Source organism: Leuconostoc falkenbergense (genome assembly GCF_014634805.1).
Classification (GTDB): Bacteria; Bacillota; Bacilli; order Lactobacillales; family Lactobacillaceae; genus Leuconostoc; species Leuconostoc falkenbergense.
Map to the genome: position 1 here is coordinate 1 of NZ_BMBS01000023.1, position 11884 is coordinate 11884.

General features: G+C 37.6%; 12 protein-coding genes. 11 read left to right on the forward strand and 1 reads right to left on the reverse strand.

Translation table 11 applies throughout. The features are described 5' to 3' along the window. The first annotated feature begins 170 nt into the window (after positions 1-170). The 10 genes from IEU71_RS05985 to IEU71_RS06030 all read left to right on the forward strand — a co-directional run bounded on the left by IEU71_RS05985 (position 171) and on the right by IEU71_RS06030 (position 7499). A complete protein-coding gene (locus IEU71_RS05985; protein ID WP_004915610.1) occupies positions 171-407 on the forward strand; it encodes a hypothetical protein in 237 nt (78 codons plus the stop codon). Next, positions 404-586, forward strand: a complete 183-nt coding sequence (locus tag IEU71_RS05990; RefSeq protein WP_036067234.1) for a hypothetical protein — start codon at positions 404-406, stop codon at positions 584-586. The genes IEU71_RS05985 and IEU71_RS05990 overlap by 4 nt, the downstream gene beginning before the upstream one ends. 2 nt (positions 587-588) lie before the next feature. After that, positions 589-1407, forward strand: a complete 819-nt coding sequence (locus tag IEU71_RS05995) for a bifunctional DNA primase/polymerase (protein WP_188349635.1) — start codon at positions 589-591, stop codon at positions 1405-1407. Then, positions 1394-2797: a DNA primase family protein gene (locus IEU71_RS06000; RefSeq protein ID WP_004915615.1), complete on the forward strand. Its 1404-nt coding sequence runs from the start codon at positions 1394-1396 to the stop codon at positions 2795-2797. Before IEU71_RS05995 ends, IEU71_RS06000 begins: the two co-directional genes overlap by 14 nt. A gap of 41 nt (positions 2798-2838) precedes the next feature. Further along, a complete protein-coding gene (locus IEU71_RS06005; protein ID WP_051000487.1) occupies positions 2839-3198 on the forward strand; it encodes a LytTR family DNA-binding domain-containing protein in 360 nt (119 codons plus the stop codon). Then, positions 3195-3707: a hypothetical protein gene (locus tag IEU71_RS06010; protein WP_004915618.1), complete on the forward strand. Its 513-nt coding sequence runs from the start codon at positions 3195-3197 to the stop codon at positions 3705-3707. The genes IEU71_RS06005 and IEU71_RS06010 overlap by 4 nt, the downstream gene beginning before the upstream one ends. Positions 3708-3979: 272 nt before the next feature. Continuing rightward, entirely contained in the window at positions 3980-4321 is a 342-nt protein-coding gene (locus IEU71_RS06015) for a hypothetical protein (protein WP_004915623.1), read from the forward strand. 477 nt (positions 4322-4798) lie between these two features. Further along, positions 4799-5980 (forward strand): MDR family MFS transporter, encoded by a 1182-nt coding sequence (locus IEU71_RS06020; RefSeq protein WP_004915626.1) that lies wholly within the window; start codon positions 4799-4801, stop codon positions 5978-5980. Between the two features lie 142 nt (positions 5981-6122). Then, a complete protein-coding gene (locus IEU71_RS06025; RefSeq protein WP_004915630.1) occupies positions 6123-7091 on the forward strand; it encodes a cation:proton antiporter in 969 nt (322 codons plus the stop codon). Positions 7092-7166: 75 nt separating this feature from the next. After that, positions 7167-7499, forward strand: a complete 333-nt coding sequence (locus IEU71_RS06030; RefSeq protein WP_004915634.1) for a DsrE family protein — start codon at positions 7167-7169, stop codon at positions 7497-7499. A 52-nt stretch (positions 7500-7551) separates the two neighbouring features. Here IEU71_RS06030 and IEU71_RS06035 read toward each other — a convergent pair whose 3' ends face one another. After that, positions 7552-8658: an SLC13 family permease gene (locus tag IEU71_RS06035; RefSeq protein ID WP_004915636.1), complete on the reverse strand. Its 1107-nt coding sequence runs from the start codon at positions 8656-8658 to the stop codon at positions 7552-7554. Positions 8659-9173: 515 nt separating this feature from the next. On the opposite strand from IEU71_RS06035, the gene IEU71_RS06040 reads away from it, so the two are divergent. Beyond that, positions 9174-11858, forward strand: a complete 2685-nt coding sequence (locus tag IEU71_RS06040; RefSeq protein WP_004915642.1) for a valine--tRNA ligase — start codon at positions 9174-9176, stop codon at positions 11856-11858. The last annotated feature ends 26 nt before the right edge of the window (positions 11859-11884 follow it).

Consider the following 11884-nt stretch of genomic DNA (forward strand, 5'->3'; position numbering starts at 1 on the left):
GCAGGCTATTTAGTTGGCAGTAGTAAGAGCAGACCGAATGGGGTGTATTTCATCATCACAGCGCAAGAGTTTTGGGAAACGGTCAACACAATCAAGAAGAGCATTCAAAGCCAACAAGCAACCTTAGACGCTTTGATGATCCATGAAGAAAGATTTACGAGGGAATAAACATGACAGAATTAAGTATTCACGGGTTTAATGCTAATGCAGTCACAGCAACTAAGCCAAGAAAATATACAGCTACCGACTATCTTAAAACTCAACTTATCTTTTTGAAACGTTTGCGTTGTGAATTAGACGAGGAGATGGACAGCAACACCAAAATAGTGACAATGGTTGATATGCAAATTGTTAATATTGAAGCCCAGTATCACGAAATAACAGGCAAGGAGTGGGACGAGGTATGACGCAATCACAACGAGTAGCGGTTAATCACGCTTTAGAAAGTGTGATGAGTGCTAAGAGCCTTATAGACCTAGCGAGATACCAGAAAGAGCCACAGAAACTCATGAGCATGTTATTAAGAGTTGGCACTAACCTTGATGAGATTGAGACACGGTTGCAGACACTCAAAGGCAGGGTGTGACCATGAATAGGTGGGAACATGTCAGGCAATATCAACAGTCAGGTGCTTATGTATTTATGGCGTTACCTAATCAAAAATTTAATGCTGTTAAGGGTGGCTTTAATAACAGTTTTAACAATAGAGATGATTTGCAAAGTTGGTTAAATATATATCCAGAGTATTACAAGGGCAATGTCGGGATAGACCTATCAAAGAGTAATTTAGTTGTCGTTGATATTGACAAACATGAGCAGAATGGTGTGGCTAGTATTTTGGCATGGTTTAAAAGTCACGGTGTAAACCCTGACACTATACAAAATACGTACATTGAACAAACACCAACAGGCGGACTGCATGCGTTCTATCTCATTCCCAGTGGACAAGATAAACCAAAACATGTGATCAATGCGATTAAAGGTGTAGACGTTTTGAGCAATACAGCAGTGATGACAGCACCATCCACAATGACAGGCGGGCAATATCGACAAATTACACCTTTTGACAAAATTAAGCCCGTACCAACGTGGGTATATGACTTAGCAAATGGTTTGGGTACTGATAGACCTAGTCATACTTACAAGGCAAAATATAGCCTTGCAGACAGGTGGAAAATGACAATTAATGGCTTTGTGACAGGCGAACGAAATAATCAAGCTATGAGTTTAGCAGGTTATCTGTTCGCCATTGATGTCACACCACAAGATATATATGACATTATGCAGACAGTTAACGAACGCAGTAACGAACCATTACCCGATCATGAACTCAATACCGTATACATGAGTGCAAGAAGACGTGAGGAGAAAAAACGAGCAAGGATGAATGACTATGGCAGAGATTGATACAACAGCATTACCCAAAAAGTCCAGCCACATCCCTAGCTGGTTGGATGTGCAATATAACGAGACAGGCGAAATCAGCAAGACTACTGTTAATGTTGAAAGATTAGCGGAGTTTGTTGCCAAAGAGACGCATTTTTACACTGATAATAACAATCTAGCAGGGTATTTGTTTAACGGTCAGTATTGGAAACGTTACAAGAATGTAAAGCAGGCAGATAATGCGTTAAGTTCGAGAGTAGCGACACTGTTAAAACAGAACAAAAAGCTAACGAGTGCTAAGCAAGTCAAAAATATTGTGGACTTAATCCGAGTGATCACCGTTAAAGATGTTGCTGATTATATTGATTTTACCGATAAGCCATATATGGTTAGTTTTACTAATGGCACATTGGATATGAGAACGTTGGAAATTAAGCCAAACGCACCACAGTATCATGCTTTAGGCGGGTTAGATTATCCCGTGAGTGATAAAGATTTACCAACACCAAAGACAGATGAGTTTTTTACACGACTGTTAGGGGATGAAAACGCAGAACTGTTATATAAGTTTATTGGCTATGGTTTTAAACGTAATTACTTGCCTTTTCAAAACTTTGTCATTTTGTATGGTAAAGGTGGTAACGGTAAAGGTACAGCTTTGACTTACATTGGTCAGAAACTATATAGCGGTAATGTCAGTGAATTGAGTTTACAAGCCTTTGGAGACAAGTTTAAAACGGTTGGGTTAGTGGGAAAATATGCCAACATTGGTAGTGATATACCAGCTAACTACATGCCAAACACAGAAAATCTAAAACTAGCCGTGAGTGGCAAAGAAAAGTTTGAGGTGGAATCTAAAGGGGTACAAGCGTTTAGTATAGTCAATTATGCGACATTGTTCTTTTCAGCTAATGATTTACCTAACATCAGACGAGATAGTGGGTTAGATCGTAGACCATTGGTACTAACAACGCAAGGTAAAGGCTTTACCAACGCAGACGGTAAGAGTGATTTATTTGATGAAAGTGAGCTACTGGATGAACGACCAGCCTTTACACGTAAGGTTATTAAAATGTTTATGGACGCAGAGCGAGCTAGAACATTAAACATCCCCGAAAACGTTCAGAAAGCCACGGCAGACTGGTTAAAGAGCGCTGATATTGTCTCACAGTGGCTAGATGAGCATACGGAAGAAGAGAAGGACAGACGACCAACAGCCAAGTATATGTATCAGCAATTTAGTCGTGATATTGAAGAAATGGGGATGCAAGAAACAATAAACCGCAATACATTTTACAGTCGTATGGAAAATTTGGGTGTTAAGAGCTCAAAAAGTGTGACCATTTCAAGTTTGGATGATGAACACGGCAAATCGACTAAGAGATTTTTGGATATTAAGTATGTAGATTGACAATTTATTGACGCAATATTGAAGTTTTATTGATATTTAAAATGGCTATAACCGTTGGTATAAAAGACTTATTGATGTTATTGACTTTTTATTCAAGTGTTCGGTTTAATTTTACAATCTACCATACACAAATATTAAAAATCTTTTCAGTTGATAAAAAAGTTTGTGCAATACGAGAAGATAAACAGGCTTTTTGGTTATCTGAAACACTTAAAGAATTAACTGTGAAATTACCAAATAATTTTTTGAGAATTTCTCATTCAGAAATAGTTAATGCTGATAAGATAGTTTCATTTGAACTGACATTTGGTGGCAAGTTGAAAATCTATTTAAGATCAGGCGAGGTCACTTATTCGAGTAGAGGGTATTTACAAAACATAAAGGAGTATTTTGGGATATGAACAAAATTAAAAAATATTTTATCGTAACAATGGTTAGTGTCGGTATTGGCACGACACTAAGTACCCTGATTTATTTATTATTTGGTCGAGGCAGCTTTAACTTGTTACAACCGTTTTCGGTGCAGCTTGAAAACCCAATCTACAATGAAACGATAGATATCCTTATATACTGTGCATTTGGCAGTGCTGTTTTCTCTGCATACGAACTATTCCAGAATTTTGAAAACCGTAAAATCTATCACGTTTTCGGTAGTTACTTCATGAATGTTGCGGTCTTTTCAATTTTAGCAATACTGTCACTGTACCCATTAGGACAGCCAGTTAATCTAGTGTGGAGTATTTATTTTAACGAGCTTGGACCAAACAGTTTTCTACTTCATTTTGTTATGTTTCCAGTCATTGAATGCGTTGTTATTTATTTTGTTGTTTACGTTGTGCTATGGTTGAGCTATCTTAGGCAAGTCAGACGGTTGAATAAGCTAGTTAAAATTAAAAATTTAAAGGTTTAACTCTCTAAAGGTTCTTTCTTTGATTAGCGACCATTAATCATGTATCATCACAATAAGAGTAGTTTTTGAACAGAGGGGCCAATCATGACACTAAAAACAGCAGAATATGTGATGAATATTAGTTTACTGAGTAGTATGCTATTGTCTTGGATTATAAATGCTTTATGGTTCAACATTTTAGCGAGCATTGTTATCACTGCATCATTATTGAATTATTTTATTATTTATAAAAGACAATCAAGTGGTGACAAATAACGAATTAGGAGAGATTTATGAAAGAGAGTTACAAACAATTCTTGGTGGTTGGTTTTATCAATACGGATTTGAAACACCCTAAAAATTTTTTGGCCGAATTACCGAAAAAAATAGAATTCTATTTAATTGAACCAGAAAATATTGGCTGTTCAATCACACATGACACGAATGAAGTCGTATCGGTGGATAATATTTATCCCGATGATTTGCCATATAGTGATGATGTCGCCTTGCAAAAGTCTGAAGAACTCAAAAATTTAGCTTTGGAATTTTATAAGGATTTTGGCGATACCGAAGACACGATGTGGGTACAATACTTTGTTCAGAAAAGTCTCGAAATTATTTTGGATGTCTCATGATTGCAACCAATCAACGCTGGATAAAAATAAGATTGCAAAGCTTTTCTAAGTCTGGTCAGATGATATTGCCGTATGTTGAAAGGGGTGTTATTTGTCTTGTTAAGTATGTACGCACTCAACGAGTGCATGATTTTCAGTAATTATTGCTATTTATTATCGAGGAAATAGAAGTCATCAACGAAAATTTTTTTCTGCCACAATAAATCCGTTCAAAAACAAATATTTTAGTTGTTTTACCGCCAACTTATTTAATCTGATATCTTACCAAACGTAATGATTATTTAAAAATTAGTAAAGTGGTCACAGCTATGACAAACAATATGAAATAATGAGAGATAAGATGATTGGTAAAGCAACAATGAGCCAATCGTACTTAAATTAAACGATAATCACAGAGTATTTCGCAAAAATCGGCGTCTAAGCCGTTTTTTATTGGCATTTTTTATCATTTATCGTTGTCAAAAATAGGAGGGTGATATGAAAAAAATTGGATTAATTTGGCTGGCAGCAGGTGCTTTTTTGAGTAGTGTCGGTATGAGTTTTATTTGGCCATTAACCAGTGTGTATTTGCATAACGATTTGGGGATATCATTAACAATGATTGGAATTGTTTTGTTTTTCAATTCATTGGCCAGTGTGATTGGGAGTTATGTTGGTGGTGCATTGTTTGACCGTCTTAATCCGGCGCGACTGATACGTTATGGCATTCTTGGCGCGCTTTTGAGCTTTATTTTGCTAGTTTTTTTTCATGGGTGGCCAGTCTTTGGTATTTTATTATTTTTGAACGGCTTAAGTGCTGGCTGGAATTCGACACTGGTTTATGCAATGGGAACTAATGTTGATAGCAAAGATAGTCAGCGTGTCTTTACAATACTTTATTTTGTTCAGAACATGGGTGTTGTGATAGGAACATCTTTGGTCGGATTTGTTTATGATGCTGGCATAACTTATCTATTTATGATTGCTATTTTCCTCTATTTGATTTTTTTATTGATTGCTTGGACAAAATATTCTTCGTCTGGTGCAAACGCTACGAAACCATTAAATTCTGACGAAAAAAATAAAGGCAAAGCTGTCGTGCCAAAGCCAAATTTGATTGTTTTATTTACGCTTTTTATTTCACTGATGATCATCTGGACAATGTATCAGCAATGGGATTCTAATCTTTCAGTATACATGACAGATTTAGGCATTCCGCTTAGTCGATATTCGTTATTGTGGACACTAAATGCTTTCTTGATTATGGTCATGCAGGTGATTATTATTTGGTTGTCACGCTACTACGAAAACTATATTGTACAAATTATATTTGGGTTGATTTTTGTGACAATATCATTTGTGACACTTGTTTTTGCCCATGATTACGGTTATTTTGTTGTCGCAATGATTTTGTTAACTATCGGTGAAGCAACTGCTATTCCAACGATTCCGGCCTTAGTTAATAATTTGGCACCATTAGGCACTAAAGGCCTTTATCAAGGGTTAGTTAACTCATGGTCGTCGGCGGGTCGTGCAATTGGGCCATTAATTGGCGGTATTATTATAGAAAAGCAATCATATACTTTCCTATTTGAGATAGCGACTTTGGCTTTAGCCATTGTCGTTATCTTAGTGGTGATATCATGGCTGCTAAACAGGAAAAAGATCACAATGTATTAGCCAAGGTTTGGTTGCTAAATATGGATTGACCGTGTTATGATGGAGAAAATAAATCGCAATCGGTTGGGTGAAAACTTCAAGATTGGTTAGTCGGGGAACTAACTTTTTTTGAAGTTTTTTTGATTGCAAAAAGGAGAAACACGTGTCATTTTTATTGATTATTGTACTGATTATTATCACTATTTTATTAGGAAAATTAGCTGTTAAATTAGGATTTTCAGAAGTTGTTGGGCAGCTATTTGCTGGTGTTATTTTGGGAACCAGTGTGTTAAATTGGGTGCAGTCAACGGCACTCATACACCTCTTGGCAGAAATAGGTATTGCAATGCTAATGTTTCATTCTGGCTTATCATCAGATTTGAAAGTCATGAAGCAACATATTAAAGCATCTTCTGCTATTGCCGTATTTGGTGTTTTGGTACCTGTGCTAGTGATGCCGCTGGCATTTATTTTGTTAGGGTATGATTTACGGGTTGCTTTGTTTGCTGGTGTTGTTTTTGCAGCAACATCAATTTCAATCACATTAGCTGTTTTGGCTGAACAAAGAAAATTAGCCACGTCTCTAGGCGCTATTATTTTGTCAGCAGCGATTCTTGATGATGTGATTGCTTTAATTGCCATGACAGTATTCTCTGTTGTCTTGGGTGGTCAACTGGGATTGGGCGGCTTGGTGCCACTAGTGGCTTTTACCGCAGGGCTATTCATTAAAAAATATACATTAGCTGACTATTTGGGAAAAGGCACTTCAATGGTAGGAAAATGGTTTTTCTATCCTATTTTCTTTGGCTCGATTGGCCTTACGCTAACTTTGCCCAGCACATCTGACAAGATTGTAGCGATAATTATTTTTAGCATTTTAGCTATTTTGACCAAATTGATTGGCTCTTTTTTGGGTGCAAAACTATCAGGATTATCATCTTCTGTGGCCACTGCCATTGGTGCAGGAATGGTATCACGAGGAGAAATGGCACTAGTCATTATACAGATTGGCATTAGCTCTGGTATTGTCAGTCAAAATCTCTCAAGTGAAATGATTGTGACAGTGATGATTACGACAATTGTGGCGCCTCTCATCATGAAACCATTGTTTAACAATATTAAGGAACTATAAGACCATCGCGCTGGTGTTTAATTGTTGTACTATAATAAGGACATATTGAAATATATATGAGCGAGGTGAAATACAATGAATGTTATTGTACATATCGATGAGTCAGAAAAGTGGCAAACTGTCCTTTCAAATTTGAAGCATTTAGTTGAATGGTACGAAAACAATGATATTGTGGGTACGATCGAACTTTTGGTCAATGGTGGCGCAGTTGAACAAGTTGTTAAGCAATCTGACTTGCAGTTGAACACGTTGATTAGTTCTTCTGTTGTTATTTCGGTATGCAAAAATTCACTTGATCAAAGGCATATTTCATCTACCGAATTACAAGATAATATCGTGATTGTTCCTTCAGGCGTTGTGGAATTGGCAATCAAGCAAAATGAAGGCTACGGCTACATTAAACCATAATGACAGAGCTTTATGTTGGCTCCTGAATAATCGAAGCGCTGTTTTTCACCGCCTAAACTGATAACAAAATAAAGCCCACAATTATGAAAAACAATAGCAAACCAATGTTTAAAAGCGAGAAAGTTTTGAAGAAACTAAATGTACTGTGATGATGTGACAAAGCAGCATATTGGCGCAGAGCTAGAAGGTTAGCCAGTGAGGCAATGAGCGTACCTAGTCCACCGACAGTGACACCTAAATATAGGCCATAACTATGTTGGGTGAATTTTGAGATTAGAATAGCAGCGGGCACATTACTGATGAATTGGCTAGTTATCATACCGGAGAAAAACGTTTCTAAGCTTGATGTGGTATGTTGATACAACAAAGTCTGCACGTATTTGATACGACTGATTGCGCCGACAATAATGAAAAAATTAACGAAAGTTAAAATAATCCCGTAATCAGCATATTTGAAAACTGACTTTTGCAAACAAACTGCTGCGACAACACTAACGATTAGTGCCATATAAACAGGTATGACTGACAAAATCCCTAAAAGAACGATTAACGTGGCGCCTAACAATAGCCAAGTTTTGTGTTGGTTAATTTCAATTGATGGTAAAGTGACATCATCAATGGGTTGATTTTTGATGACTAATAACACAACAAACATGGATAATAACGCCACCAAACCAAAAGGTAACGACATCATCATAAATTGACCAATTCCGAGATGGTAATGAGACACCAAATAAATGTTTTGTGGGTTCCCGAAAGGTGTTAAAGCGCTGCCAAGATTAGCATAAATGGTTAATAAACTGATTGTTAATATTTTTGGTACATTAATTTTTTGAGCAATATTAAAAACAATGGGGACAAGGGTCAAAATCGCAACGTCGTTTGTAAAAAACATCGAGCCAAAAAAAGAGCAAAGTAAAAGCACTAAAATGACAGAGCGGATCGTGCTACATTTTGCAATAATGTAATTTGCGACGAATTTGAGTATATTGAGCGCTTGATAAATTGTAATAAGTAGGATTAATGCTGCTAGTGACGTAATGGTATTGGTATCAATGTCTGATAGTTTGACAACACCAAACGTCATTGAGAAGATTGCAAGGATTAAGGTGATTAAAAATGTTTTATCAGTAATAATTCTTTTTAAAATGACAGGCATCAAATTGACTTCCTTTGAAGTTGATGGATAATATTACAATTAGTATAGCATTTTGGGTGACTATTAAGGATTGTAGTACAGATAAATATGGATTTTTTGCTAAAGTATTAACTATCAAATTGGCGATTACTGCTGCTGATAGTGCTATCGTCATTCTTACGGGTCAATAATCTCAAAAATAATTTGCATTAGGCTTACTAAATGTGACTTGACGATAGCATTATTTTAAGGTAATATTAAAATTATCTTAGAGGAATAAGCAAGCGCGTGTTTAGAGAGTTGATGTATGGTGTAAATCAACCACGTTAATGCCCAAGGTTGCTAAGGATTAACTCATCACATTAAAATAAATTAAGTGGTCGTTTCGTAACGACAATTTAGGTGGTACCACGCGTCAGCGTCCTATATTAGGATGTTGGCGTTTTTTTTGTGGTAACGCTTTAAAATGAGTTGACAAAGTAGCTAATTTACTGAATAAGTAGCTAATTTACTGAATATACAAAGGAGAAATAACAATGCGCGATATTGATATGTCAACAAAATATAATCCCACTGCTGTTGAAGAAGGTCGGTACGATAACTGGCAAAGCAAAAAGCTTTTTGCACCAGAATCGAATCAAGAAATTCAGGGGAATGAACCAGAACCTTATTCAATTGTCATTCCACCACCAAATGTCACAGGTAAGTTGCATTTAGGACATGCTTGGGATACGACGCTGCAAGATATGATTATTCGTCAAAAGCGCATGCAAGGATTTGACACTTTGTGGTTGCCCGGTATGGATCACGCAGGCATTGCAACACAAGCCAAGGTTGAGCAACGGTTGCGCGGTGAAGGTATTTCTCGTTATGATTTGGGTCGTGAGAAGTTCGTGGCACAAGTTTGGGATTGGAAAAATGAATACGCCACCACTATCAAACAACAATGGGGTAAAATGGGACTTTCATTGGACTTTGATCGTGAACGTTTCACATTAGATGAAGGTTTGAACAAGGCCGTTAATAAAGTCTTTATTGATTTGTACAACAAAGGTTTGATCTATCGTGGTGAGTACATCATTAACTGGGACCCACAAGCACGTACGGCGTTGTCTGACATTGAGGTGATTTATCAAGATGATGAGGGTGCTTTCTATCATGTGAAATATCCATTCACCGATGGTACGACTTTTAATGGTAAGAATTACATTGAAATTGCAACGACTCGTCCAGAAACAATGTTTGGTGATGTTGCTGTGGCCGTACATCCGAGTGATGAACGTTACAAAGATTTAATTGGGAAAACAGTCATGGTACCACTCGTTGGTCGTGAAATTCCAATTATCGCTGATGAATATGTTGAAAAAGATTTCGGGACTGGTATGGTAAAAATCACACCAGCTCATGATCCTAATGACTTCCAAGTCGGCAATCGCCATGATTTGGAACGCATTAACACAATGACTGAAGATGGCCATTTGAATGAGCATGCTGGCAAATATAACGGCATGGAACGATTTGAAGCGCGCAAAGCAATCGTAGCAGATCTTGAAGCGGGTGATTACATGCTCAAAGTTGACCCAATTGTTCACTCAGTTGGTCATTCAGAACGGACCGGTGTGCCAGTTGAGTCGCGTTTGTCTACGCAATGGTTTGTCAAAATGGCACCATTGGCAAAGCAGATTCTAGACATGCAGCAACATGAAGATGAGAAAGTTGAATTTGTGCCAGCACGTTTTGAAGACACATTCACGCATTGGATGGAAAATATTCGTGATTGGGTTATTTCACGTCAATTGTGGTGGGGACATCAAATTCCTGCGTGGTATAAGAACAAAGGCACGGATAACGAAGAAATTTATGTTGGGACAGAGGCGCCTGAAGGGGATGGTTGGGAACGTGATCCTGATGTGCTTGATACTTGGTTCTCAAGTGCACTTTGGCCATTTTCAACAATGGGTTGGCCGGAAAAAATGGATGGCGATTTTGCCCGCTATTATCCAACCAATACATTAGTAACTGGTTATGATATTATCTTCTTCTGGGTTGCACGAATGATGTTCCAAGGCAAGGAATTTACTGGTCAGCGACCATTTAAAAATGTCTTAATTCACGGTCTTATTCGTGATGGTGAAGGTCGCAAAATGTCAAAGTCATTGGGCAATGGTGTTGACCCAATGGACGTTATTGAAAAGTACGGTGCTGACGCATTGCGTTGGTTCTTGGCAACAGGTTCAACTCCGGGACAAGATGTACGTTTCACATACGATAAGATGGATGCAGCTTGGAACTTTATCAATAAGATTTGGAATGCTTCACGATACGTTATCATGAATCTGGCAGAAGATACGCCATCACAATTGCCTGATTTGGATAAATTAACACTAGCCGATCAATGGATTTTGGCACGCTTGAACACAACAGTTGCTGATGTGACACGTAATTTTGATAAATTTGAATTTGGTGAAGCTGGTCGTTCACTATATAACTTCATTTGGAACGATTTTGCCGACTGGTACATCGAAATGACCAAAGAAACATTGAACGGTGACGGTGACAAAGCACCTGTTCAACAAACATTAGCTTATGTTTTGGATCAGACGTTACGTTTGTTGCAGCCAATTATGCCATTCGTAACAGAAGCGATTTGGCAAGAAATGCCAGATCAGGCGGAAAAGAATGCTGATTTTGCTATCACACGATATCCTGTTGTACATGACGAATTGACTAACGACGCAGCAGAAACAGCGTTTAAGTCGTTGCAAGATTTGATTGTTGCAGTGCGTAATATTCGTTCAGAAGCCAACGCACCAATGTCAACAGCAATCGACTTGTTGATTAAGACAAACGATGACAATTTGATTCGTATATTTAATGATAATGTGGATTATATTAACCGTTTCGCACATCCCAAGTCATTGACGATTGCCGCTGATGTACAAGCACCAGATTTGGCAATGTCACAAGTGATTACTGGTGCAGAAATATATGTGCCACTTGCTGAATTGATTGATATTGATGATGAAATCGCACGTCTTGAAGGAGAAACTAAGAAATTCTCTGGTGAGGTGAAACGTGCTCAAGGCAAACTATCTAACGAAAAATTCGTTAATGCTGCCCCAGAAGCAGTTGTTGCTGCTGAAAGAGAAAAATTGGCTGATTGGCAAGCTAAGCTTGCCGCCACACAAGAACGTTTGACGTCTTTGCGCTCAGCGAAATAATAAACAAAATCCATGATTATACGAGA

What these genes read in the sequence shown, in the direction of transcription:
- IEU71_RS06030 (WP_004915634.1), top strand. Translation starts at nt 7,167, where the DNA reads ATGAATGTTATTGTACATATCGATGAGTCAGAAAAGTGGCAAACTGTC.
- IEU71_RS06000 (WP_004915615.1), top strand. Translation starts at nt 1,394, where the DNA reads ATGGCAGAGATTGATACAACAGCATTACCCAAAAAGTCCAGCCACATC.
- IEU71_RS05990 (WP_036067234.1), top strand. Translation starts at nt 404, where the DNA reads ATGACGCAATCACAACGAGTAGCGGTTAATCACGCTTTAGAAAGTGTG.
- IEU71_RS06040 (WP_004915642.1), top strand. Translation starts at nt 9,174, where the DNA reads ATGCGCGATATTGATATGTCAACAAAATATAATCCCACTGCTGTTGAA.
- IEU71_RS06010 (WP_004915618.1), top strand. Translation starts at nt 3,195, where the DNA reads ATGAACAAAATTAAAAAATATTTTATCGTAACAATGGTTAGTGTCGGT.
- IEU71_RS06020 (WP_004915626.1), top strand. Translation starts at nt 4,799, where the DNA reads ATGAAAAAAATTGGATTAATTTGGCTGGCAGCAGGTGCTTTTTTGAGT.
- IEU71_RS05995 (WP_188349635.1), top strand. Translation starts at nt 589, where the DNA reads ATGAATAGGTGGGAACATGTCAGGCAATATCAACAGTCAGGTGCTTAT.
- IEU71_RS06005 (WP_051000487.1), top strand. Translation starts at nt 2,839, where the DNA reads ATGGCTATAACCGTTGGTATAAAAGACTTATTGATGTTATTGACTTTT.
- IEU71_RS06015 (WP_004915623.1), top strand. Translation starts at nt 3,980, where the DNA reads ATGAAAGAGAGTTACAAACAATTCTTGGTGGTTGGTTTTATCAATACG.
- IEU71_RS05985 (WP_004915610.1), top strand. Translation starts at nt 171, where the DNA reads ATGACAGAATTAAGTATTCACGGGTTTAATGCTAATGCAGTCACAGCA.
- IEU71_RS06035 (WP_004915636.1), bottom strand. Translation starts at nt 8,658, where the DNA reads ATGCCTGTCATTTTAAAAAGAATTATTACTGATAAAACATTTTTAATC.